Source organism: Polaribacter marinaquae, from assembly GCF_038019025.1.
GTDB classification, from domain to species: domain Bacteria; phylum Bacteroidota; class Bacteroidia; order Flavobacteriales; family Flavobacteriaceae; genus Polaribacter; species Polaribacter marinaquae.
In genome coordinates, this window is sequence record NZ_CP150496.1 from 459,464 (window position 1) to 483,821 (window position 24,358).

General features: G+C 30.8%; 21 protein-coding genes and 1 tRNA gene. 10 read left to right on the top strand and 12 right to left on the bottom strand.

Annotated features, from left to right (window positions below; translation table 11 throughout):
- The first annotated feature begins 5 nt into the window (after positions 1–5).
- From WG950_RS02170 to WG950_RS02190, 5 genes are all read left to right on the top strand, one after another.
- On the top strand, positions 6–515 hold the full coding sequence (locus tag WG950_RS02170; protein ID WP_340933918.1) for a redoxin domain-containing protein: 510 nt from the start codon (positions 6–8) through the stop codon (positions 513–515).
- Between the two features lie 69 nt (positions 516–584).
- On the top strand, positions 585–1,445 hold the full coding sequence (locus WG950_RS02175) for a YihY/virulence factor BrkB family protein (protein WP_340933920.1): 861 nt from the start codon (positions 585–587) through the stop codon (positions 1,443–1,445).
- Positions 1,446–1,543: 98 nt separating this feature from the next.
- Positions 1,544–2,854, top strand: a complete 1,311-nt coding sequence (locus tag WG950_RS02180) for a DEAD/DEAH box helicase (RefSeq protein WP_340933922.1) — start codon at positions 1,544–1,546, stop codon at positions 2,852–2,854.
- A gap of 112 nt (positions 2,855–2,966) precedes the next feature.
- A complete protein-coding gene (locus WG950_RS02185; protein ID WP_340933923.1) occupies positions 2,967–4,298 on the top strand; it encodes a DEAD/DEAH box helicase in 1,332 nt (443 codons plus the stop codon).
- Positions 4,299–4,313: 15 nt separating this feature from the next.
- Positions 4,314–5,852, top strand: coding sequence for an SDR family oxidoreductase (locus tag WG950_RS02190; RefSeq protein WP_340933925.1), 1,539 nt, complete (start codon positions 4,314–4,316; stop codon positions 5,850–5,852).
- Positions 5,853–5,926: 74 nt separating this feature from the next.
- Here WG950_RS02190 and WG950_RS02195 read toward each other — a convergent pair whose 3' ends face one another.
- The 9 genes from WG950_RS02195 to WG950_RS02235 all read right to left on the bottom strand — a co-directional run bounded on the left by WG950_RS02195 (position 5,927) and on the right by WG950_RS02235 (position 15,204).
- Complete coding sequence (locus WG950_RS02195) at positions 5,927–7,669, bottom strand: M14 family metallopeptidase (protein WP_340933927.1); 1,743 nt, start codon at positions 7,667–7,669, stop codon at positions 5,927–5,929.
- Between the two features lie 16 nt (positions 7,670–7,685).
- Positions 7,686–9,311 (bottom strand): M14 family metallopeptidase, encoded by a 1,626-nt coding sequence (locus WG950_RS02200; RefSeq protein ID WP_340933930.1) that lies wholly within the window; start codon positions 9,309–9,311, stop codon positions 7,686–7,688.
- 183 nt (positions 9,312–9,494) lie between these two features.
- Positions 9,495–10,235 carry an acyl-CoA desaturase gene (locus WG950_RS02205; RefSeq protein WP_340933931.1) on the bottom strand — a complete coding sequence of 247 codons (741 nt, stop codon included), beginning with the start codon at positions 10,233–10,235 and terminating at the stop codon, positions 9,495–9,497.
- A gap of 65 nt (positions 10,236–10,300) precedes the next feature.
- Positions 10,301–10,870: a Crp/Fnr family transcriptional regulator gene (locus tag WG950_RS02210; RefSeq protein WP_079738839.1), complete on the bottom strand. Its 570-nt coding sequence runs from the start codon at positions 10,868–10,870 to the stop codon at positions 10,301–10,303.
- A 76-nt stretch (positions 10,871–10,946) separates the two neighbouring features.
- The gene (locus WG950_RS02215) at positions 10,947–11,855 is read right to left on the bottom strand and encodes an EamA family transporter (protein ID WP_340933934.1); all 909 of its coding nucleotides are present in this window, start codon (positions 11,853–11,855) and stop codon (positions 10,947–10,949) included.
- A 97-nt stretch (positions 11,856–11,952) separates the two neighbouring features.
- Positions 11,953–12,759, bottom strand: a complete 807-nt coding sequence (locus WG950_RS02220; RefSeq protein ID WP_340933936.1) for a type 1 glutamine amidotransferase domain-containing protein — start codon at positions 12,757–12,759, stop codon at positions 11,953–11,955.
- 1 nt (position 12,760) lies between these two features.
- Entirely contained in the window at positions 12,761–13,921 is a 1,161-nt protein-coding gene (locus WG950_RS02225) for an iron-containing alcohol dehydrogenase (RefSeq protein ID WP_340933937.1), read from the bottom strand.
- Positions 13,922–13,961: 40 nt separating this feature from the next.
- Positions 13,962–14,594 carry a nitroreductase family protein gene (locus WG950_RS02230; protein WP_340933939.1) on the bottom strand — a complete coding sequence of 211 codons (633 nt, stop codon included), beginning with the start codon at positions 14,592–14,594 and terminating at the stop codon, positions 13,962–13,964.
- 25 nt (positions 14,595–14,619) lie between these two features.
- Complete coding sequence (locus WG950_RS02235) at positions 14,620–15,204, bottom strand: TetR/AcrR family transcriptional regulator (protein WP_340933940.1); 585 nt, start codon at positions 15,202–15,204, stop codon at positions 14,620–14,622.
- 190 nt (positions 15,205–15,394) lie between these two features.
- On the opposite strand from WG950_RS02235, the gene WG950_RS02240 reads away from it, so the two are divergent.
- Complete coding sequence (locus WG950_RS02240) at positions 15,395–17,482, top strand: NAD(P)/FAD-dependent oxidoreductase (RefSeq protein ID WP_340933942.1); 2,088 nt, start codon at positions 15,395–15,397, stop codon at positions 17,480–17,482.
- Here the strand turns inward: WG950_RS02240 and WG950_RS02245 are convergent.
- Both WG950_RS02245 and WG950_RS02250 read right to left on the bottom strand, forming a co-directional pair.
- Positions 17,479–18,096, bottom strand: coding sequence for a DEAD/DEAH box helicase (locus tag WG950_RS02245; protein ID WP_340933944.1), 618 nt, complete (start codon positions 18,094–18,096; stop codon positions 17,479–17,481). The two genes, WG950_RS02240 and WG950_RS02245, sit on opposite strands and share 4 nt — an antisense overlap.
- A gap of 105 nt (positions 18,097–18,201) precedes the next feature.
- Positions 18,202–20,187, bottom strand: coding sequence for an ATP-binding protein (locus tag WG950_RS02250; protein ID WP_340933946.1), 1,986 nt, complete (start codon positions 20,185–20,187; stop codon positions 18,202–18,204).
- 254 nt (positions 20,188–20,441) lie between these two features.
- On the opposite strand from WG950_RS02250, the gene WG950_RS02255 reads away from it, so the two are divergent.
- The 4 genes from WG950_RS02255 (at position 20,442) to WG950_RS02270 (ending at position 22,901) form a co-directional block, all read left to right on the top strand.
- On the top strand, positions 20,442–21,185 hold the full coding sequence (locus WG950_RS02255; RefSeq protein ID WP_340933947.1) for a 5'-nucleotidase: 744 nt from the start codon (positions 20,442–20,444) through the stop codon (positions 21,183–21,185).
- 2 nt (positions 21,186–21,187) lie between these two features.
- Positions 21,188–22,102 (top strand): metallophosphatase, encoded by a 915-nt coding sequence (locus WG950_RS02260; protein ID WP_340933948.1) that lies wholly within the window; start codon positions 21,188–21,190, stop codon positions 22,100–22,102.
- Between the two features lie 179 nt (positions 22,103–22,281).
- Positions 22,282–22,363: transfer RNA gene (locus WG950_RS02265), tRNA-Tyr, on the top strand.
- Between the two features lie 283 nt (positions 22,364–22,646).
- Positions 22,647–22,901 (top strand): helix-turn-helix domain-containing protein, encoded by a 255-nt coding sequence (locus tag WG950_RS02270; RefSeq protein ID WP_340933949.1) that lies wholly within the window; start codon positions 22,647–22,649, stop codon positions 22,899–22,901.
- Between the two features lie 140 nt (positions 22,902–23,041).
- Here the strand turns inward: WG950_RS02270 and WG950_RS02275 are convergent, their stop codons facing one another.
- A complete protein-coding gene (locus tag WG950_RS02275; RefSeq protein ID WP_340933951.1) occupies positions 23,042–23,683 on the bottom strand; it encodes a DUF6266 family protein in 642 nt (213 codons plus the stop codon).
- Between the last annotated feature and the right edge of the window lie 675 nt (positions 23,684–24,358).

Genomic DNA, 24,358 nt, shown 5'->3' on the forward strand with positions numbered 1-24,358 from the left:
AAAAGATGATTAAACCAAGACAAGTAGTACCCGATTTAACTATTAACTTAGTTAACGACACAAAATGGAATTTAAAAGACCAAAAACCAGAAAATTTTACTTTGATATTTGTTTACAGAGGAAAACACTGTCCGGTATGTAAAAAACAATTAGAACAAGTAGAGAAAAAGATAGCAGATTTTAAAGAAAGAGGCGTAAACTTAATTGCAATTAGCGCCAACACAGAAGAAGTTGCAAAAGATACTTACAAAGAATGGGAAATAGAAAACTTACCTATTGGATATGACTTTTCTATTGAAGAAGCCAAAAAATGGGGGTTGTTTATTTCTAACGGAATTAGTGATAAAGAACCAAAACAATTTATTGAACCAGGTTTATTTTTAATTGATAAAGATCATAAAATGTATTGGCAGTCTATACAATCAATGCCTTTTGGACGACCTAATTTAAAAGATGTTTTGGGCGGAATAGACTATATTTTGAAAGAAGGATACCCTGCTAGAGGAGAAGATTAAATACATTTAAACTTCCAATATCTATAAAATGATATTGGAAGTTTTTATATTACACCAAATTATAATAACGTGCATTTAAAAAGACTTGTTAAAGATTTACCTAGTTTATTAAAAAAAACAGGCACAAATTGGCTTAATAGTGAACCTTTTGAGCTTAGTGCTATTGTTGCTTATTATGCTATTTTATCTTTACCTGCATTACTAGTTATAATTTTAAATTTAGTTGGTAATGTTTGGGGCAAAGAAATAGTACAAGGAGAATTGTTAGACGAAATAACCAAAGCAGTTGGTGTGCAAACTGCCGAGTCTATTAGATTGATGATGTTAGATAGAGGAGATGAAAGTGTTTCTATTTTTACAACAATTATTGGTTTTGGAACATTATTTTATGGTGCAACTGGTGTTTTTTACCAACTACAAGCTGCATTCGATAAGATATGGAAAACCCCAGAAAACAAACAAGAAAACGGTTTTATAAAAATGATTTTTAGCAGAATAAAAAGCTTTGGTTTCATTTTAATAATAGGTTTTTTATTACTGATAAGCTTTGTGTTAACAGCTTTAATTAGCACTTTTAATAAAAGAATCGAAAAATTCTTACCAGAAAGTTTATTCGAACATATTTATATTATAGATTTTTTAATGTCTGTTATTTTTATTTATGTACTTTTTGCAGCAATGTTTAAATACTTACCAAGCATTACTGTAAAATGGAGAGCTGTAAAAATTGGTGCTGCAGTAACCGCAATACTTTTTGTAATTGGAAAATTTTTAATGGCGTGGTATTTTAATGAAATGGAACCAGGCTCAACCTACGGTGCGGCAGGTTCTATTATCTTAATTATGCTTTGGGTATCTTACTCTAGTTTAATTCTTTTTTTTGGTGCACATTTTACCAAAGTATATGCAGATACTTATTTTATAAAATAAACTTCTAATAGGTAAATAAGATTATTTACAGAATTATACACTTTAAGCAAGAAGTCTAACTATCTTTGTAGCCTATTTAATTCTACAAAACTGCAGTAATGGCAAATCATATTAAAGATCAAAAGGAAATTTTACAAAAACTGAATATTAGTCAGTTAAATCCGATGCAAGAGGAAGCTATTGCTACAATCAAAAAAAATACAAATACAATTTTATTATCTCCTACAGGAACTGGTAAAACATTAGCTTTTGCTTTACCTTTATTAGATTTTCTAAATCCAGAAATAGAAGAAATTCAGGCGTTAGTATTAGTTCCGTCTAGAGAATTGGCTATTCAAATAGAACAAGTTATTCGTTCTATGGGTTCTGGATATAAAGTAAATGCAGTTTACGGCGGAAGACCCATGTCTAAAGATAAAATAGAATTAAAGCATTTACCAGCGATCTTAATAGGAACTCCTGGTAGAATATCAGATCATTTTGCAAATGAACGTTTTTCAAAATCATATATTAAAACTTTGGTTTTAGATGAATTTGATAAATCTTTAGAAGTAGGTTTCGAATATGAAATGAGAGGTGTTATTAATCAATTAACGGCTTTAAATAAAAGAATCTTAACTTCTGCAACACAAGGTGTTGAAATCCCTGATTTTGTAAGAATGGATAAACCAAATACGGTAAATTATCTTAAAGCTACAACTTCTAAACTTCAAATAAAAACAGTTGTATCGCCTGCTAAAAATAAGCAAAACACACTTTTACATTTATTGAATCATTTAGGCAATCAACAAGGAATCATTTTTTGCAATCTAAAAGATAGTATCAATACTGTAAGTAATTTTTTAGAAAGTAAAAATATTAAGCATGGTTGCTTTAGTGGCGGAATGGAGCAAAAAGATAGAGAAAGATCTTTAATTAAATTTAGAAATGGTACCAATCAATTATTAATTGCCACAGATTTGGCTGCAAGAGGAATTGACGTGCCAGAAATGAAATTTATCATTCATTATGAATTACCAAGTGCCGTAGAAGAATTTACACACAGAAATGGTAGAACAGCTAGAGTTTCTGCTAAAGGAACTGCTTATGTTTTAAAATGGAAAGATGAAAGAGTACCCGATTTTATTAAAAATGTTGAAGTAGCAAACATATCTAAACAAGCGGAAAGAAAAGCTGTTTTTTGGGAAACACTATTTATTTCTGGTGGAAGAAAAGACAAAATCTCTAAAGGTGATATTGCCGGTTTATTTATAAAACAAGGTAAACTAACTAAAGACCAACTTGGTGTTATAGAATTAAAACAAGATTGTGCATTTGTTGCTGTGCCTGCAAGTTTAACTGCGGATTTAGTTGATAAATTAAACAATTCTCGTTTAAAGAAGAAAAAAGTTAGAATTTACGAAGTCTAATTTTTTTTTAATTTTAAGTTTCATTTTTCCATCAGAATTAAAAATAAAGAAACCTAACTACGGCAATTATATAAACTAAAAACAGTAGTACATTTGCATAAAATATTTTTTTATGTTAAAACAGTTTTCCGAATTAGGAATTAATAATGAATTACAAAAGGGTTTAATAGATTTAGAAATTTCTAAGCCTACAGAAATTCAAGAAAAAGTGATTCCTATTGCTTTAAATAATAGTGAAGACATAGTTGCTTTGGCTAAAACAGGTACTGGTAAAACAGCTGCTTTTGGCTTGCCATTATTACAATTAATAGATACAGATAATTCGAATATACAAGCTGTAATTTTAGCACCTACAAGAGAGTTAGGCCAACAAATTGCTTCTAATTTAGAAGCTTATGCTAAATTTTGCCCTTCAATTTCTATTGCTACTATTTGTGGCGGAATACCAATAAAACCACAGATAGAACGTTTAAAAAAACCAACTCAAATTGTAGTTGCAACTCCTGGTAGACTTGCAGATCTAGTAAAAAGAGAAGCTATAAACATAAAAAATATCTCTTACTTTATTCTAGATGAAGCAGATGAAATGGTTAGCGCTTTAAAAGAAGGTTTAGATAGTATTATTAAGGAAATTCCTAAAAAAAGAAGAACACTACTTTTTACAGCTACAATGCCAGGTTCTATTAGACAAATGGTAAATAACTACATGTCTAAAAATGTTGTTCAAATTGAAGCTGATATGGCAACAATGGGTCATCAAGGAATTAATCATAAATATGTAGTTGTAGAACCGATAGAAAAATTAGAGGTTTTACTTCATTTTTTAAATTCTAAATCGGGCAAAAGAGGTATAATTTTTTGTAAAACTAAAGCTGCAGTAAATAAATTAGCCAAAAAATTAGCGATAAATAAATTTTCTTCTGGTGCACTACACGGTAGTTTAACTCAAGGAATTAGAGATCGAATAATGGATCAATTTAGAGAAGGACATATTGATACATTAGTTGCTACAGATTTAGCTGCCAGAGGTATCGATGTTAAAGATTTAGCATATGTTGTAAATTATCATTTACCAGATACGTATGACGCTTATGTTCACAGAAGTGGAAGAACGGCTAGGGCAGGAGCAAGCGGATTATCGTTATCCATCATTCAAAAGGAAGAAGAACAAGATATTACAGATTTTGAAAGAGAATTAGACATTAGGTTTGAAACTTTTAAAAAAGCAGATGCTAAAAGTATTGAAGAAAATAATGCTTTAGTTTGGGCAAATAAAATTTTTAAAACAAAACCTAACCGTTCTGTAGATGAAGATTTTAAAGCTCAAATTAAAACCATCTTTCACCATTTAACAAAAGATGAATTGGTAGATAAAATTTTAGCAAACTATTTAGCGAATACAAAAAATACATCATCAGAAACCACAAAAAATAAAAGGAAATAATAGTTTTAGTATTTTATGAGCAAAGAAATTAAAGAGAATAAAGAAGTTGCTGTTTGTATAGAAACTATTCAGAATTTATTAAAAGATACAAATCAACTTTTCGAATTACCAGAAGCACAAAGAATTGCTCTTTTTAAGGTTGCTGGTGAATTGTCTAGACCGAATAGAGACGAGTTTCAGCGAAGACGAAAAGATGCAAAAAAAGCTGCAAAACGTAAAAAAATTGAAAGTGATAAACATGCTAGAAAATCTACCGGAATAAGGTCTGCTAGAGAAGCTGCATTATTTGTTGCTCCTAAATTATTAGGCGCAGCTCAAATAGAAAAAGACACACCAGAATTAGAGTCACCAAGAAACTGTTACGTATGTAAAACAGTGTATACTAAATTGCATCACTTTTACGACACAATGTGTACAGAATGTGGCGATTTAAACTATGCTAAACGTTTTCAAACTACAGATTTAAAAGATCAAGTTGCTGTAATTACAGGTTCTCGTTTAAAAATTGGATATCATATAACCTTAATGTTATTAAGATCTGGTGCAACAGTTGTTGCCACTACTAGATTTCCTGCAGATTCTGCAATCCGTTTTTCTAAAGAAGAAGATTATAAAGACTGGAGCCATCGTTTACATATTCATGGCTTAGATTTAAGACACATACCGAGTGTAGAAATCTTTTGTAACTATATAGAACAGAAATACGATCGTTTAGATATATTAATTAACAATGCGGCTCAAACCGTAAGAAGACCTTCTGGTTTTTATTACCATTTAATGGAAAATGAAAAAAAGCCGGTAGATCAATTACCTAAATTAGCACAAACGCTGCTAAAAGATCATGAAGCTTGTCTAGAGGAATTGTCTAGCTTAAGTGTTTCTACAAACAAAACGAGTAAAAATAACGTTTTACCTGTAACATGGCATGGTCCAGAACCAGGAATTGGTTTGCGTAATTCTGCAGAATTATCTCAAATACCGTATAGTTTCGATAATTCTTTACAAGCAGCAGAAGTTTTTCCTGAAGGAAAATTAGATGCAGATTTACAACAAGTAGATTTAAGAAAAACCAATAGTTGGCGTTTAAGATTGGGGGAAATTGAAACAACTGAAATGGTAGAAGTTCAGTTGGTAAATGCTGTAGCTCCTTTTGTTTTATGCAACCGATTATCATCTTTAATGATGAAAGAAAATACGGGTAAAAAACATATAATTAATGTAACGGCAATGGAAGGGAAGTTTCATCGATTTAAAAAGGAAGATAGACATCCGCATACAAACATGGCAAAAGCTGCATTAAATATGTTAACGCACACTTCTGCATCTACATTTGCTAAATCTGGTATTTATATGAACGCTGTAGATACAGGTTGGGTTACAGATGAAGATCCGGCAGAATTATCAAAAAAGAAAACAGAAATTCACGATTTTCAACCACCACTAGACATTGTTGATGGTGCTGCTAGAGTTATGGATCCGTTAATTGACGGAATAAATACAGGAAAGCATTGGTGCGGTAAGTTCTTAAAAGATTATTTTCCTATCGATTGGTAAAACATTTTTTTAGACATTAAACATAAAAAAGCCCATCTTAAAAGATGGGCTTTTTAAGTTTAAAAAAATAAACTTTACTTATTTGATTTACTTAGTAAACCTCCTTTTGCACTGTCTACCGTGATTGTAAATTTAGAATTTCCTTTTACAATCCATCGTACTTTAACAACGCCGTTACCAGGTATATTTCTTACTCTTAATTTAGCCGGATTTACCTTTTGTTCTTTGTTAACGTTAAAATCTTCGTTAGAAACCAACATACCTGCAATTACTTTTACACCAGAAATTGATATATAATCTGGTCTTGTAATATTGTATTTTAAATCTTGACTAGCATGCGTTGGCATTAATCTATCATTTTTAATTGTAGCTGTAATTTCTTTTAAACCACCACTAATTTTCTTTTCAGATATATTAGAAATTGATAAATTAGGCATATGTTGTGCATGGTAAAATGTAAATGCCATGTTTCTATGTGCTTCTTCTTCTAACATAAAACCAGGTGTTGCTCTACCAAAATTCTTTTTAAAGCCACCAACTTCTATTTTGCCATAAGTAGGATGATCGTATTCCTTCCATGGTGTAAAAGCATCTCCCATTAACAACTCTTTATCAAAATCATAAGTTTGATTTCTATCTCTACCTCGTTTTTTATAATACGCAAAAGAAGTAAAAATCTCATTTGTAAAAGTGTAAATTCCTCTACTACCATAAAACCAATCTAATTCGCCACCAAATACCGAGTATAAGTCTTTATATACAGTTAAGTAACGATAACCAGGTAACATTTTTTCTCCTTTTTTACCAATAGCATCATAAATTCTTATGTCTTGTCTGTTGTATGTTGCTAAATCCTCTTGTGCACCAGGACCTCTTAAAATCATTCCGCCAGAGTTATGAAAACTTTGTGCACCTGCAATATTAGGATGCGCTAAAACAAAATCTGCAACGGCTCTTGTTTCTGGTAACGAAAAAGGATGCTTGTAAGCACCACGCTGAATATAATCTGGTTGCCATTTCCAACCCCAATCTCTATTTGGATCGTAATAACCATGTGTATCTTCATTTATTCTTCCGTCACCATCATTATCAATTCCTTCATTACCAAGATATTCATATCGCTGTGTTGTAACTACATCATCTGGCCCAATTGCAATCATTTTTCTAGGATCTAAAGGATCTACAATATAATTACCATCATCACTTTTTCTTCTCATTCTAGTAATAGAACCATCACCATCAATATCATCATAACCATCTTCATCAAACTTACCATCTCTATCATCATCCAAAGGAATCATACCAGATCTTGGGCTACTTCCGGTATTTGCTTCTTTCATAAAGTCGTTTCTAGCATCTGGATTTATAGTTGGTACAATGTAAAATATACGATCATTTAACATATTTGTTATGTACTCGTTATCATTAAAATTTTCTGTTAAATACCAAGCAGTGTAAATACTTATTTCTCCTCCTTGAATTTCATTTGAATGAATGTTTCCGTCTAAATAAAAACCAGGTTTTCTATCTGCTTTTCCTTCTTTATAATTTGTAATTGCTAACATCCAAATATCTTTACCTAAAGCAGATTTACCAATTGATTGCCTTTTTACTAAATTAGGATGCGCATCAGCAATTTTTTTACTTAAAGCAGCTAAACCTTCTGATGTATAATATCTATTAAAAGAAATTTGAACTTTTGGATTATGAGGTGAACCCGCAGCTCTAAAAACTTCTGAACTATTTTGTGCACCAATTGCTAATGGAAATAAAAATAATAGCAACAATGATTTTAATATATTTCTATTGAATTTCATCTTTTCTAATTTTTATTTATTTCAATTTTATTGTTGCAGAATCTAAGCCTGTATGCGATGTTCCTGCTTCTAATGTTACACTACCATTCCCTTTTATTAACCAAGAAAATTGTACAGAACTGTCACCATCTATACTATTTAATAATGTAATTTCTTTACCGCTAATAATTTCTTGATTCTTTTTTAAACCTATGGCGACTTTAATTTTTCTTAGCCATCTAGATCTTTTACCCATTTCTGTATGTGTTGGTAATAAACCGCTATTGTGCACGTCTACAGAAATTCTTGTAATTCCGTTTCCTACAGCTTCTGATGTTAAATTTTGAAGTGTAATATTAGGTTGCATTTTTGCCAATTCTATAATAAAATCTGTATGCTTTTTACTAATATCTGCCACTAATTTATAGGGCGGATTTATCATTTTATAAGGAGCAATACCACCAACTTCTACTTTTTTATTAGGAAAATCTGGATGAGAAACCGTTGTCCAATCTACAAATGCATTTTTAACATTTTCTTTTTCTGCCCATCTTAAGTAATTTACTACTTTATTTTTTGATGCTTTTTTAGCAGAATCTTTTACTTGAGGCACCCACCAACCCGGAGTTGACAATGCTAGTTTACCAAAATGAAAGTAAGACCATTGGAAAAAATCACCACCTTTGCCTTTAGAACTAGGAGCATTTTTAGCTTTAATAATTTTATTATACTTATCTGATAAAAACTTATTTAAAGCTGCATCTTGTTTTAAAACACTAGTTACAACTCGTTTTTTGGCACCAGAGGCACTATATTTTAAAGGTGTAGATAAATTGTTTTCTGGCCCTAATGTTACAATGGCAAAAATATTCCATCGATCGTATAAAAAAGAAAGTAAATCTCTATTTTCTTTTTCAGAAACAGGATGTTCTCCGGCACCAGGTGTAAAATATTGATAATTATAGCTAAAATTTTTATTGAATAAAATTCCGCCTTTACCGTCTTCATTAAAAGCGCCATCTTTATCATTATCAATTCCTTCACTTAACAATTTATAAGTTCCTTTTTCGCCTTTATTAATATCGGCTTTTACAAGAACTCTGTCATCTTCTTTTAATGTTGTGTAATCGCCTGTAATATCTTCTACACGCATCATGGTTATCAAACCATCATTATTTAAATCGTCAAAAGAATCTTCATTTACAGCACCGTCTCTATCATCATCTGTCTTTTTAGCATTACCATTTTTATAATGTTTTAAAGACGAAAAATAGTTTTCTGTAGCATTCGGACTCATGTTCGGAAAAATGTAAAAAGTAGTTTTTTCTAAAACATTTGCATGATTTTTTAAAATGTTATCTGCAATATTAACAGCCATTTCTGGTCCTAAAATATGAGAACCATCTACACCACTTACAATTGCAATTGCTGGTTTATTTTCTGCATTGCCTTTAGATAATGTTAATGCCCAAATCTTATGCCCACCAATTGTAGTGGTTAATGCTTCTAATTTAGTATTAGCAGCATTCGATTTTTGAAGTGTTTTGATTTTTTGAGTAAGTTTACTGTAATTACTATAATCGGATTGTGCCGAAATTTGTAACGTAGTAAAACAAATTGTCATCCCTATCAAAAAGAGAGATGCTCGTTTTTTATTAAACATAATAGTTAAGTTTGGTTAATTTAAATAATTATGTTTAAATATATAGTTTTCTATATATAATGCATTCTTTAGTGTCTTTTACACCTAAATATTAAGGATTGTTTAACAGATTTTAACATTTTTAAACTAAAAAGTTGTAATTCTTTAAAGAATTACAACTTTTATTGATATTATAAAGAAGTGTTATTTTTGGATTGAAATAGGTTTTAATTTTATAAAGCCTAAAAAATCTAATACTTTAATAATTTGATATGTTACATCAATTTCGTGCCACTTTACGCCAAAATTTGCACTACTAGCATGTTTGTGATGATTGTTATGATATCCTTCTCCCATCATTAAAAAATCAAAAGGAAATAGATTTTTACTCGTATTTGTCATTTTATAATTTACGTAACCATAAATATGACCAAACCAATTGATAATAACTCCGTGAATTGGTGCCATTAAAAGTGCAATTGGTAATAAAAACCATTGCCATAATGCAGTTGTAAAATAAGCAAAAAATAAGATGTAAAAAGCAATCCAGAGTAATCTAGAAAAACGAGAACTTGCATAGCTATCAAAGCTTTTCCATTGTGGTACGTTCTTGGTAAACTTACTATCTACTGGTATTTTTTGTTGATTAATTTGCTGATAAATTGTTTTAGTTTTCCACATCATTGCAAATAAATTAGAATCGTAAGAAGGTGAGTGCGGATCTTTTTCTGTGTCTGTATATGCATGATGCATTCGATGCATTATACCATAACCATAAGCGCTTAAATAACTAGAACCTTGAAAAAACCAAGTTAAAACAAACGTAACACGCTCCATGGTTTTAGACATTGTAAAAACCTGATGTGCAGCGTACCGATGTAAAAAGAAAGACTGAAAAAATAAGCCTCCGTACCAAAGAATTACTACAAATAAAACTATAATCATTAATGTTTTTTTGCAAAGATAAATTGATATCAAAAGCAAAACAATGAACCCAAATCAATAAAAAATTATACTCTTTTTCTTATTCTACTTAGGGCTTGCGCTGTTACACCAATGTAAGAACTAATATATTTTAACGGTATTACTTTTAACAACTCTGGTCTTTCTTTAAAAAGCTGCAAATAACGTTCTTCTGCTGTTAAGTTTAGCAAATTTTGTTCTCTTTTAGATTTTATTAAAAAAAGTCTTTCTGCTGTTAACCTACCAATTAAATTACCAATTTGTGTCGTTTTATAAACTTCTTGTAAATCTTTATATGTAATGCTTAAAATTGTAGTTTTTGTAAGCGTTTGTAATTGATATAACGAAGGTCTTTGTGTTAAAAAAGAATCATAAGCACTTACAAACTGATTTTTAAAACTAAAACCAAATGTAATTTCTTTTTCTGGATTTTCTTTAGGTATAAATAACCTAACAACACCAGATTCTATAAAAGAAATATGATTTTCTATTTCGTTGATTTTTAAAAAAGTGGTTTTCTTCGGAATTACTCTTCGTTGTAATTTAGAGGTAAAAAAGTTCCAATCTTTATCAGAAATGTCTGCAATTTGATTGATATATTCTTTTATTTGATCCACTTTTTTAAATACTTAAAATTAGATGCAAAGATAAGCTTCTTAGTATTAATCCTAATGGAGTAGGAGCTTTAAATTTTTAAAATCCTGCGGCATATAATATCAAGAAAACACCAATCATAATTCCCGCTAAAGGCACTAGTTTTTTACGTTTATTTTTTTCTTTGAATAAAATACCTCCAATAACAACCGCAATAATTAACTGACTTCTTTTAATTGCTGATAAAAGCATTATCAAAGCTTCTGGATCTTGTAAAGCTTTAAAATAAAAATAATCTGCAGCTTGTAATAAAATACCAACACCAATAATTGTATATCTAAATTTAAACGCTTTTCTTTTTTCGGAATACGGAAACCAAGTTACCGCTAAAATTATCAACAAAATGAACACCGTGTAAAAACAAAACCAGAATTGCAATGTCTGCGGATTTAATAACAAACTCTGAATTAAAAACTTGTCATACAAACCACTAGAAGCACCTAAAAAAGTAGCACCAATAATAGCAAATATCCATTTGTTTTTTTTAAAAATAATTCCTTCTTTTTTACCAACTCTAGAATAAAGAATTACAGAAAATATAATTAAAAAAAAGCCAATCCATTGTAAAAAAGTAGGTTGTTCATTATAAATTATAATAGCACCAATAAAAGTAAAAAAAGGTCCTGCAGATCTAATAGGTGCAACAATTGTTATTGGTAAAAATTTTAATGCTTGATATGCCAATACCCATGAGGCAGCCATAATCATCGATTTTATAAAAATAAATCCATGAGTTTTTAACGGAATTGAAATGATGTAAAAACCAATTTCTTTTGTGTAATCTGGGTAAAAGATTGACATAAAATAAAAAGGCAAAAGCACTAAAAAACCAGAAGCTATTGTACCAAATAATACCGGAAAAACCTCATTACCTTGTACTGCATGTTTTTTGCATAAATTATGTAATCCTAAGAAAAGTGCAGCCAATAAACCTAAATACATCCACATGGCGCGAAGATAGTTTTTTGAACTATTTTATTGAAAATAATTACATAAAAAAAGGTTGCCGTTAAACGGCAACCTTTATAATTTATTTTAGTTTAAATTATTTTAAACTTTCTAATAATTTTTCTGCTACTAACTCAGAAGAAGCTGGATTTTGACCTGTAATTAAATTACCGTCTTGAATTGCATAAGCAGCCCAATCTTCTTTTTTAGAATAGATTCCGCCATTTGCACTTAGCATATCTTCAACTAAAAATGGTACCACAGAAGTTAATCCTACAGCATCTTCTTCAGTATTTGTAAAACCAGTTACTTTTTTTCCTTTAACAAGTGGTTCTCCGTCTGTTCCTTTTACGCTTTTTAAAGCAGCAGGAGCGTGGCATACAAATGCTACAGGCTTTTCTTGAGAATTAAACTTCTCTATCAAAGCAATTGAAGTTGCATCATTTGCTAAATCCCATAATGGTCCGTGACCACCAGGATAAAATACTGCATCAAAATCATCTGCATTCATATCAGACAACTTTTTAGTATTCGCTATTTTAGTTTTTGCTTCTTCATCTTTATTAAATCTATCTGTGTCTTCTGTAGCAGCATCTGGTGCATCACTACTTGGATCTATTGGTGCAGCTCCTCCGTTTGGTGTTGCAATTGTAATGTTAGCACCTTTATCTAATAATGTATAATATGGGTTTGCAAATTCTTCTACCCAAAATCCTGTTTTTTTTCCTGTATCTCCTAATTTGTCGTGAGATGTAAGTACAAATAATACGTTCATATTTTTATTTATTTTAGTTTTTATTGATGTTTCAGAATCATTTTCTGAAGTTTTTTTTGATATTTTATCTTTACAACTTGATGCCGTAACAATAGTTAACGCGATGGCAATAGTTTTTAGTAATTTCATATTAATAAGCCATTTTTACAATTTTTTCAACTCTTTCTGGAGACAATGTTTGATGTTCTCCTAAACCTGTCCAACCACGATCTGTAAAACGTTGCGCAATTTTTTCTGCAGTACCTTCATACTCTTTTGTATAATCAGATAGTTTTGTATCGATACCTAAATTATTAAAAAATGCTTCTGTTTTAGTAATTGCTTCATATGCTTTATCATCTGTACTACCTTCGGTAATTCCCCAAATTCTTTCTGCATATTGTGCTAACTTTTCTTTTTTATCTTCAAAGTTAAACTTGTAATGGCTAGGTGCAATAACTGCTAACGTACGTGCATGATCTATACCAAATAAAGCTGTAAGCTCATGACCAATCGCATGAACTGCCCAATCTGTTGGCACACCTTTCTGAATTAAACCATTTAAGGCCATTGTACAACTCCACATAAAATTAGAAGCTGCTTTGTAATCTGTAGGATCTTCTAATACCTTAGGAGCAATTTCTATCAGTGTCTGTAAAATACTTTCTGCAAATCTATCTTGCAATAATGCACCAACAGGGTACGTCATGTATTGTTCTAAAACATGTGTAAACGCATCTGTTAAACCATTAACTAATTGACGTTTAGGAATAGACGTTATTACTTGAGGATCTAATATCGAAAAAACAGGAAATAAACCAGGACCACCCATGGCTAATTTTTCTTTAGTTTCTTCTCTAGTAATTACGGCTCCAGAATTCATTTCAGAACCCGTTGCTGGTAAAGTTAAAACAGTACCAAAAGGCATTCCTTTTTCTGTTCTAATATTTTTAGTTAAAATATCCCAAGGTGTTTCGCCATCATAAACTGCTGCAGCAGATAAAAATTTTGTTCCATCTATTACAGAACCACCACCAACAGCTAATAAATATGTAATATTTTCATCTTTAATAACTGTTAAGGCATCCATTAGCTTTGCATATTCCGGATTTGCAGGAATACCTCCAAACTCAGTAACATCAACATCAGCTAAAGCAGTTTTTACTTGCTCATAGATTCCGTTTTTCTTAATACTTCCACCTCCGTAAAGCAATAATACTTTTGCATCCGCAGGAATTTCTTCTTTGATATTTTTTATTGTGTCTTTACCAAAAATAATTTTGGTAGGATTTTTAAAATCGAAATTATTCATTTTTCTTTTTTTTGGGTTGATACTTCGTAATATTAAATTACTACTCTATAACAGTTACTAAATCTTTCATTGGCTTTCTAACTTTAACTAAGTTCACCAACCAATCTTCATCTTCTTTTCTATAACCTAAAGGCAATAAAACTGCACTTTTTAAACCTTTTTCATTTAAGTTTAAAATTTCATCTACTGCAGCAGGGTCAAAATCTTCTAAAGGTGTTGCGTCTACGCCTTCATAAGCAGCAGCAATAATTGCGTGTGCAAAAGCAATGTATGCTTGTTTTGCAGCATGATTAAAGTTTTCGTCTGCATCTTTTTGCGGATAAGAACTTAACAACATTTGTCTGTAATTTTCCCATCCTTCGTTTTTAAAACCACGAATTTCATTGGTTAAATCGAACATATAGTTAATTCTTTCTTCTGTATACGTGTCCCAAGCAGCAAAAACTAAAAGGTGAGAACAGTCTGTAATTACAGATTGATTCCAAGCAATTGGTCTAATTTTTTCTTTAATTTCTTGATTTTTTACAACAATAATTTCAAAAGGCTGCAAACCACTTGATGTTGCTGCTAATCTAGAAGCTTCTAAAATTCGCTCTATTTTATCTTCAGATACTTTTTCACCGTTCATTGCTTTTGCGGCGTATCTCCAATTTAATTTATCTAATAATTCCATGTTATTCTAATTTATATCTATTTGTTTATTTGATCACTTTTATACTGTTCCATGCCGATTCGTAGGCGTCATCTAAATGCGTTTCATTTAAAGTGAACGAACCTCTTTTTTGAGAAATCATTAAAAATGATAACGGATTTATTGCATACGCATACAATAAATAATCTGACATGGGTTTGATTAAATTTTGTTCTTTTCCTTTAGTCCATAAGTCGAGTAGGGGCTGTAAATGTTTAATACCTTCAATTCTACTTGGCTCATCAATCATTGGTGTGTTGTCGCATTGTGCTAAAAACATTGCATTTTCACATTCTTTCAATTTAAACTCTGCAATTCTGTGCCATATCAATTTAAATCCTTCTTCTACAGGCATATCTGCACTATAATTTTCGAAAGCGTAATCTGTATATTTTGCTTTCACTTCTATGTACGTTTTATTTACCAAGTCTTGTTTATTCTCGAAATATAAGTAGATCGTTGCAGGAGAAACCTTAGCCATTTTAGCTATTTTACTCATAGGTGTTGCATGAAAACCGTTGTTGTTAACCAACTCTATAGTGGCTTTTATTAACGCGTTTCTTTTGTCTATGCTTTTCTGAAGTTTTACCATTGTTTTCTAATTACGATGCAAATATAGTAAAAAAATGAATGTTCATTCTTTTTTTTAACAAAACTTAACATAATACTTAATAAACTGATAACTAAACCCTAATAACCGATTTTATAAACGGGTATTTATACGTTAAAGCAAAAATTGGATAATAAATAAGTTTGTATCACTTAAACTTTAATTAATAATTATGAGCTATTTACCTTTTAGACCCAATGCAAAATCTATCGATATTGATAACAAAAGAGAAAATTCTGTTAGAAATGCTTTTTCAGAATTTTTGATAGAAAACTATGGTAAAGATTATCAAAGTACAGTCGAAGAACATAGAAGTAGACCCAAAGCAAATCATTTTAACGAACACATAAATTCTGAAAAAGCAGACAAACCAATAGTCGGAATTATTGGTGGCGGTTTTGCAGGTTTATATTCCGGATTGATACTACAGTCTTTAAATATAGAGTTTGAAATATTTGAAAGCTCAGAAAGGGTAGGTGGTAGAATAGATACTTGGTATTCTACAAAGTATGATGCAAAAGATACAAACAAAGCAGGTTTGTACGGTGAAGTAGGTGGTATGAGAATTCCACAGTTTTCTAATGATATGCTACCGGTACAACAACTTGCATTGTCTGTAAATGCAGTTCTAAAAAGAAACGATTTAGAAGATACCATGTTAATTTGGAGAAAATTCTATTACAATTCTCCGGTACAAAGATTGCGCTATAACAACATGAAAAATCCAATTTTAGCAGAAGATTCTAATCTAAATGCTTTAAATTTTGGTGTAGATAAAGGCGGAGATATCCCAATGGTTTGGGTTACTAAAACAACGCTAGGTTCAGAATCTTTTTTACCAATTAATAAAATTTTAAATAAAGTGAATGAACCTTTTATCACGGCAATTAATCATTCTTTTTCAAAAGGATTTAAGAAATTAATGAAGTTTGACAATTTTTCTATGTGGGCGTATCTTACCAATGTTTTTACACTTGGCGATTTAGGTGAATACTACAATCCTGCAATGGGAGAAAAAACAGCTCATTTACCTTACAATATTGCCAGTTATCTAGAAACCTTAAATGTTGGTACGGGCATGTATTCTGTATCTTTTGTAGAAATTATATTGGCAAGTTATGATTGGGATGGTAGCAAAAACTCGTACGATGCCACAGATCAAAATATTTATATGATTACGATGGATAAAGGAATGCAACATTTTCCTGATGCTTGTAAAACTGTTTTAAATTTAGAGAAAGGTATTTTACCAGAAGACGGACAAAGAGCACAAGAATTAATTGGTATGAAACCGGGTTTAAATGGTAAAGTTGGGTACTCTCCAGATAATTTAACAATAGCCGCAGAACCACCAAAAACAGTTCCGGCTGCAGATGCTTCTGCACCAGTACAAGGTTCAAAATCTAAAAAGAAAGAACGTGTACATTTAGAACACAGAGTTACTCATATTAATTATGATGAACACTTATACGAAGGTCATGGTGGAGTTAAAATGACCATTAGAAATCATGGTGAAACTAAAGAAAAACAGTATCCGTATGTAATTACAACATTGCCAAACGGAGCGTATTTAAACGGAGATTTAAAAGAAAATTTCTTTGATAATTTATCTTTTTCAAAAGCAAGAGCTATTAGAGAATGTAATTATATGCCGTCTTTTAAAGCTTTTATTACATTTAAAAAACAATTTTGGGCAACTTTAGGCGAAAGACAAGGTAAAGGTTTGGGCGTTGCAGTGTCAGACAAATCGAACAGACAAATTGTATATCCTTCTTATGGCTATGATGCAGAAGGTGGTGTTTTACAAATTTACTGTTGGGCACAAGATGCCGAAAGAATAGGTGCGCTTTCTGATGAGGAAAGAGTAAACGAATGTTTAAAAGGAATTCAATATTTATATCCAGAAGTAGATATTTACGAACATTTTGCCGGCTATAAACCAGAAGAAACTACCAAAACTTGGTTTTGGGATAATCATGCCAATGGTGGTGCCTTTGCTCTTTTTAAACCAGGCCAGTTTAAAAGTTTATATCCAACCTTGTTAACGCCAGAATTTAATGGTTCTTTACATTTTGCGGGAGAATGTTGTTCTGTTCACCATGGATGGATTGTTGGTGCTCTAGATTCTGCATACAACGCCGTGTTAAGCATTTTAAAACAAGCTGGCGCGCACGATAAAATTAAGCAAATGGAAACTACTTGGGCAACCTTATCATCACCCGATGTGGCCTTAACCAAAATGAGCAAACAATTGGTTTAAACAGATATTTTTTTAGAATACTCCATAAAATTAGCTTCAAAACGTTTTAATGTAGCATCTAATTTTTCAGCATAAATTACAAACTGACATTTATGAATGCTTTGTGTAATAGAAATTATATCTGTGTATGGAGATTTTTGAGATAAAAAAGAAGCATCATCAACACTTAAAATTTTTACTTGTGTTGTGTTTAATCCTTCTAGTAGTAATAATTTATTTACAATTTTAGGTGTTGAAATAAGAATGTCTATTCCTTCAAAAATTTCAGATTTTAAAAGGTCTATATGTTCTTTTTCATTACCAAAATAAACTCTTAAGCTTGTATGTCTTGTATATAATAAAAAAGCATTGTACAGTTCTTGTGCTTTTTCGTTGTCTTCTACTAAAACAATAGCTCTTGGTGCATCACCTTCTTCTTCACACTTTAATTTATGTAATGTTGTAAGTATTAATGTTGTTGATTTACCACTGTTTTCTGAAGCTGTACAATATAAATTTGCGCCACTTTTAATAGCAGGAATTGCTACTTTTTGAAATTCTGTTGGTACAGAAATTTCGAAAGAAGTTAATTTTTCTTTTAAGTGATTGTGTAATTTTTTAAAAGGCTTTTCCATTTAAAATACTATTTAGAATACAGTTATATAAAGTAAGGGCAAATATACAATTTAATTCATGTTTGCTATCTATTAAATACCTTAGTTATCGATGGTTTTTGTATTTTATATTTTCCAAGTAAAACTGATGGTTAGCCCTTTCCCTTTATCAGAATCTATGGTAATTTCTCCTTTATTCTGAGTAATAATCTTTTTAACAATAGCCAAACCAATTCCTGTACTTTCTACATCTTCATTAATTTTTAATTGACTAAATATTTTAAAGATTTTATCGTGGTATTTTTCTTCAATTCCGGGTCCATTATCAGTTACACTAAACAAATACCCTTCTGCTATTTCTTTAACATCAATCTTTATAATTGCCTTTTCTTTGTCGTTGTGCTTAATTGCGTTGCTAATTAAATTTTGAAAAACATGACTTAGTTCTGTTTCATTTGCATAAATATCTACATCTTTTTCAGGTAAAAGGATGCTACTTTTATGCTGATTATCTACAACACTAGATACCTTGTTTAATAGTTGATGTATGCTAAAAAAGGCTTTTACTTTATTGCCTTTTGCGGCTTTAGAATATGCTAATAAACCATTGATTAAAGATTCCATTTTAGAAACAACATCTTTTAAAAGTTTTAAATGATACTTTGTATTATCATCTAAATTGTCTTTTAAATCTTCTTCTATAAAAGAAGCCAAAGAGTACACCGAAACTAACGGAGATTTTAAATCGTGAGAAACAATATGATTAAAATCGTCTAACTCTGTATTGTAATTTTCTAGAAGCAATAAATTTTCTTCTAACTTTAAGTTGGCTTGCGATAATTTTTTTGATTGCAACGAAATTTCCTTTTTTTGTTTAAGAGCCAATTCTTTAGAAATTTCTAACTGTTTAAAAGAAATCGAAAAACGATTCATTAAAAGCATAGACAATAATAAAAAAGCAACAACATAACCAAAGTTTACAAAAATTATGGCAAAATCATTTTCATCAATAAAGAAAAATATATGAATGATAAAAATTGCAGATCCTAATAACATGCTTATCAAAAGTAATATCGATTCAGATTTTTTTATAAAAATAACTTTAATAATTATAAACGCTACATACGTTAGATTTAAAAGCATTAAAACTAAAAATGGCATTAAGAGATATGTAAAGTAGGGTGCTGGTAAAATGATTGCCAAACTTGTAAGCGTCCAAAAGCTAATTTTTATAATTTTAGCGTACATAGCATGCCTAAATTTTTTATAAATATCATTAAAAAATAAGCTTGCTGCAGAACCGCCTAAAAATAAAGCAACATATTCTATTCTAGTTAATAATAACCAGTTAGCATTTTCAAAAAGGTGTGTAAATGGCGCATAACGATCACTTAAAGCCATGTAAGACAAAGCAATACACATTATTGCAAAATGTAACACCGCTTGGTCTTTGCTCCAATACCAAAGGTAAAAAAACAAGAAAAAGACTCCTATAAAACCAAGGCAACCAATAAAAATCATATCGGCAACAATACGTTTCGTTTTCTTATCAAATAATTGTTTTGTGGGTGCAATAACTAAAGGTTCTGTAATACCACCTTTAGAGTGATAAAAGTTAGCAACTTGCAAAACGATTTCGAAAGTAGACTCGTTTGTATTTAAAGGAATAATCTGCGAAAACCTTCGATGTAAGGTTTCTTTTCTATTGGTACCCACAACACCTATCTCTGAAATAAACTCTCCGTTAATCCAAAGTTTTGAAGCAGCGTAAATTTTAGGAATGTATAATGACGATGCAACTCGATCACTAGGTATGGTCACCGTTTTTGTATAGGTTGCAAAACCCAAAGAAGGTAAACTTTTTTGGTTGTTTAAAGTAAAATTTGTCCAATTTTGTAGAGAAACCTGCTTGTAAATTGTAGCAGATTTAACACTTTCTGGTGTTAAAAGTTGATTCCAATAAAAGTTCCAATCGGTATCTAAAACAATCTTATCATTTGATCTTAAACTACTAGAATCCTTAGCAACATCAATGTTCTTATTTACTTTTTGAAAACCATAAAGATTTATAAACGTACTTAAAAATATAAAAAGAAAGCTTACTAACTTCAATTGTAAAATGTTTGTTAAGATTGCAAAATACAATAAAGATTTTGTTTACTTTTTAAATAATTTAACTTTCTAAAGCCTAAGCGCATCAAACTTCACATTTACATACTATTAGCAATTTAAAGTGTTCAATTTGTATTATCTATGTTTTAAAAGAAAGCATTCTTATTTTTTAACATAAACATTTTGACAATTGTATTCTACATATTGATTAAAAAGTATAATTTTAGATTTTTAAAATAACCAACACTACTTACATGAAATTTATCCATTTTATATGTCTATTTCTGTTATTTACAGCTTGTAAAAAGACAGAAGTACACCTTACTAAAATTACTGCAAAAAATATTGCGATTGATAGTACCCTAGAATCATCAGCAAAAATTGATAGTATCATTGCACCTTATACTAGAAATATGATTGGTGAAATGGAAAAAGTATTAAGTTATGCGCCTTATAATTTTACCAAAAAAAGCGAAAACAGACAAAGCGCTTTAGGGAATTTAATGGCAGATATGTGTTTTGAAATGGCAAATGCGATGTTTAAAGATAAAACAAACGCAGCAATCGATTTTTCTATGTTTAACAGTGGTGGTTTGCGTGCAAATATTTCTATGGGAGACGTAACACAAGAAGACGCTTTTAATTTAATGCCTTTCGAAAATGAGTTGGTTGTTGTGCAACTATCTGGTGCTAAAATAGAAGCGTTGGTAAGCTATTTTATAGCTTCTAAAAGTGCACATCCTTTGTCTAAAGAAGTTGCATTAAACATCCGTAAAGATGGTTATCAATTAAAAATTAAAGGACAAAATTTTGATAAAAACAAAACCTATCATGTCTTAACATCAGACTATTTACAAGGTGGTGGCGATAGCATGAACTTCTTTAAAAATCCTATAAAACTAACAAAGTTAGATTATAAGGTTAGAGATGCCATCATCCATTACTTTCAACAAACAGATACCATAAAAGCCGCAATAGATAACCGTGTAACTTTATAATTATGAAAAGAAGAAAATTTATAAAACAATTAGGTGGCGCTGCAGCTTTATCTATGGTAGATGGTTTGGTTTTACCAACACTTGCTACGAACCATAAGCGTCATATTACTATTTTACATACCAACGATACACATAGTCATATAGAACCTTTTGATGCAGATCATAGCAGAAACCCAAATAGAGGTGGAGTGGCAAGAAGAGCTACATTGGTAGAACAAATTAGAAAGGAAAACAAAAACACGTTATTGTTAGATGCTGGTGATATTTTTCAAGGAACACCGTATTTTAATTATTTTGGTGGCGAGCTTGAGTTTAAGCTAATGAGCATGTTAAAATATGATGTTGCAACCATTGGTAATCATGATTTTGACAATTCTATAGAGGGTTTATACAAACAATTGCCCAATGCTAAATTCGATTTTGTTTCTGCGAATTACGATTTTAAAAATACCGTTTTAGATACGCATGTAAAACCTTATAAAATTATTGTAAAAGATGGTATTAAAATAGGAATCTTTGGTTTAGGTATTGAGCTTGAAGGATTGGTAGGCAAAAAAATGTATAAAGAAACAGGATATTTAGATCCGGTAGAAATTTCTCAGGATATTACTAAAAAGCTTAAAAATGAAGAAAACTGCGATTTAATTATCTGTTTATCTCATTTAGGGTATTATTATAAAAATAATCCGAATAAAATTTCTGATCTAAACCTTGCGGAAGCAACCAAAGACATCGATTTAATTATTGGCGGACATACACATACCTTTTTACCGAAACCAACACTGGTAAAAAACCTAGACGATAAAAATATATTGGTAAATCAGGTTGGTGCTTATGGTATCAATTTGGGTCGTATTGATTTTTATTTTGACGAAAACAAAAATAAATCTGCGAATGGTACCACAATTTTAGTTTAAAAAATTCTTAAACTGCTTTACCTATATATAAATGAAAAATTAAGTTGAAAAAATTATAAAAATTTTAGGTCGTTTATAAAAACTTTGTATATTCGCACACCTTAAGAAAACAAGGTTGTTTTTTTACAATAAAGGCTACTTTAAAACTAGCTGTATATCGTATTAAAATAGCACAAAAAGGGGAGATACTCAAGCGGCCAACGAGGACGGACTGTAACTCCGTTGACTATGTCTTCGCAGGTTCGAATCCTGCTCTCCCCACAACTTGTTTTTCACTTCAAAACACCCCAAAAATCAATATAATTTATCATAATAGTTTGCTATCACTAAACAATCTATGTTTTGATAGTACGCTAAGATTTTAGCAAATTGTATACAATTTTTAGCGGATATGCTATCTCTAGTATTTGCATAATTGTAGGTAGCTTTTAACTTTGTACGCAACCCCGTATTTATACCTATAAAACAAGACTTAAAAAAAATTAAGTATATTTAGGCTAACGTACTCTATGTCAAAAGAGTAGGTTACTAAGAAAAAGTACTTATGAAAAAAGAAAAAAAACAACAACCCGCGGTACAAAACAAGCATTTAGCGTATGATGCACATTTGTTAGAAAATGAAGTATGGCTAACTACAGAACAAGCCATGGCGCATTTAAATGTTAGCCGCAGCACCATGTATCGTTTACGCAAACAGCACAACATACCTAGTTTTAAATTAGGTCATAGCCCTATGTATCCAAAACATTTGTTAAATAAATTGTTTATTAACAAGGCATTGGGCAATGTAAAAATCTAAATAGATTTTATACATAATTTGTAGGTTGTTTATAAAAAACACCTGATTTTAAAGTATACAAAAAAGTGTTTGTACACAACTAACTACTCGTTGTGTGCAAACACCTTATACACATGTTTTAAATTTTAACCTACAGGATGTTACAGCACCGTAACTGCCCCCATATACGTGCTTATCGCAGCAAAGTTGGTTGATGGTTTGCTAAAAGAGGCCCAAATTTCTACATTAAAAGTTGCCATAAAATTGGGTAATGTTACACTGGCTGTGGTAGCGCTTCTATCTGCTACAGTGGTGTTGGTATAAAACAAATTTAGATCGGGTGCATACACCACTACCATTAAAGTATCGGTAGCGGTTGCTTTGCCTTGGCCGCTATTGTCTTGCCAACTAAAGTTTAGGGTTTGGTTTGCTGCAGCTACCACGGCACCGCCATCAATTCCTCTTAAATCGCCTTTACTTATCAACACTTTTGGGTAATCCATTACGGCACCTTGTGGTGTATTTATTACTGCGTTTTTAAGATGGTAAGAGGTTGCCAAATTGGCTCGCGATTTATCGCCTTGCGCACTGCCAAAATAACTATTTAAAATTTCTACAATCGGACTTAAAAACCCAATTACAGTTTTAAATTTTTGGCGTTGTTCTGTTTGTTTTTCTGTTGCTGTATAATTACCACGTTGTGGTAAACTACGCATTACATTTTTACCCCTCCATCTAGAGCCTACTACGTTACCTACTTTTCCAGAAAATCCGCCTAAGATGCCTTTTTCAAATGTTGCCATACTTCTTTTTTTTTATGATTAATAGAAACCAAACATACAGACTAAAGCACACGAAAACAAGTACTTGACACCTGCTGACACGTATTGACACAAACTGACGTTTTGTAAACGCTTTTGAAACTTTATGACCAAAATTGACCTATTAAGACACGTTATGACACATCTTGATACGTACTGACACAGCTACGCAAATTTTATAGTGATTTATTCGAGTTTGCTTCGGGGTTTGTTCGGGTGCGGGTAGGGGTTATTTTTAAAAAATGGACTTTTTACGGAGAATTCTACTAGCAAACTGGTATCAGGCTGCTAACAATTGGTTTAAAAATGCAGGGTGTCGTTTGTATTTTAAGATACCAAACTCTTGGTTAGAAGATTTTATAAAAACAAATTTAAAGTTATGTAAAAACGTTTTTATTACGCAAGCCCTGTAATCATTTGATACTATTGGGATGCGATAATTTAGGTGTTTTTTAATTTTCTGTAATTTCTTTATTGATTTTAGAAATTAACAAAGCCCAAATCGGAATATTTAAAAGAAAGAAATACTATTAAAACTTGAATTTGATTTTATACTTGAAAAAATAAAATGCCTAAAAGAACTCCGGTTAAAAAGAAACCTAAAGCTATTATTAAAATTGCTTTTCTTGTAAGTGCTAATTTTCCAATGAAAATCTA

What these genes read in the sequence shown, in the direction of transcription:
- WG950_RS02170 (WP_340933918.1), top strand. Translation starts at nt 6, where the DNA reads ATGATTAAACCAAGACAAGTAGTACCCGATTTAACTATTAACTTAGTT.
- WG950_RS02180 (WP_340933922.1), top strand. Translation starts at nt 1,544, where the DNA reads ATGGCAAATCATATTAAAGATCAAAAGGAAATTTTACAAAAACTGAAT.
- WG950_RS02185 (WP_340933923.1), top strand. Translation starts at nt 2,967, where the DNA reads ATGTTAAAACAGTTTTCCGAATTAGGAATTAATAATGAATTACAAAAG.
- WG950_RS02190 (WP_340933925.1), top strand. Translation starts at nt 4,314, where the DNA reads ATGAGCAAAGAAATTAAAGAGAATAAAGAAGTTGCTGTTTGTATAGAA.
- WG950_RS02195 (WP_340933927.1), bottom strand. Translation starts at nt 7,669, where the DNA reads ATGAAATTCAATAGAAATATATTAAAATCATTGTTGCTATTATTTTTA.
- WG950_RS02200 (WP_340933930.1), bottom strand. Translation starts at nt 9,311, where the DNA reads ATGTTTAATAAAAAACGAGCATCTCTCTTTTTGATAGGGATGACAATT.
- WG950_RS02205 (WP_340933931.1), bottom strand. Translation starts at nt 10,235, where the DNA reads ATGATTATAGTTTTATTTGTAGTAATTCTTTGGTACGGAGGCTTATTT.
- WG950_RS02215 (WP_340933934.1), bottom strand. Translation starts at nt 11,855, where the DNA reads ATGTGGATGTATTTAGGTTTATTGGCTGCACTTTTCTTAGGATTACAT.
- WG950_RS02220 (WP_340933936.1), bottom strand. Translation starts at nt 12,759, where the DNA reads ATGAAATTACTAAAAACTATTGCCATCGCGTTAACTATTGTTACGGCA.
- WG950_RS02225 (WP_340933937.1), bottom strand. Translation starts at nt 13,921, where the DNA reads ATGAATAATTTCGATTTTAAAAATCCTACCAAAATTATTTTTGGTAAA.
- WG950_RS02230 (WP_340933939.1), bottom strand. Translation starts at nt 14,594, where the DNA reads ATGGAATTATTAGATAAATTAAATTGGAGATACGCCGCAAAAGCAATG.
- WG950_RS02235 (WP_340933940.1), bottom strand. Translation starts at nt 15,204, where the DNA reads ATGGTAAAACTTCAGAAAAGCATAGACAAAAGAAACGCGTTAATAAAA.
- WG950_RS02240 (WP_340933942.1), top strand. Translation starts at nt 15,395, where the DNA reads ATGAGCTATTTACCTTTTAGACCCAATGCAAAATCTATCGATATTGAT.
- WG950_RS02245 (WP_340933944.1), bottom strand. Translation starts at nt 18,096, where the DNA reads ATGGAAAAGCCTTTTAAAAAATTACACAATCACTTAAAAGAAAAATTA.
- WG950_RS02255 (WP_340933947.1), top strand. Translation starts at nt 20,442, where the DNA reads ATGAAATTTATCCATTTTATATGTCTATTTCTGTTATTTACAGCTTGT.
- WG950_RS02260 (WP_340933948.1), top strand. Translation starts at nt 21,188, where the DNA reads ATGAAAAGAAGAAAATTTATAAAACAATTAGGTGGCGCTGCAGCTTTA.
- WG950_RS02270 (WP_340933949.1), top strand. Translation starts at nt 22,647, where the DNA reads ATGAAAAAAGAAAAAAAACAACAACCCGCGGTACAAAACAAGCATTTA.
- WG950_RS02275 (WP_340933951.1), bottom strand. Translation starts at nt 23,683, where the DNA reads ATGGCAACATTTGAAAAAGGCATCTTAGGCGGATTTTCTGGAAAAGTA.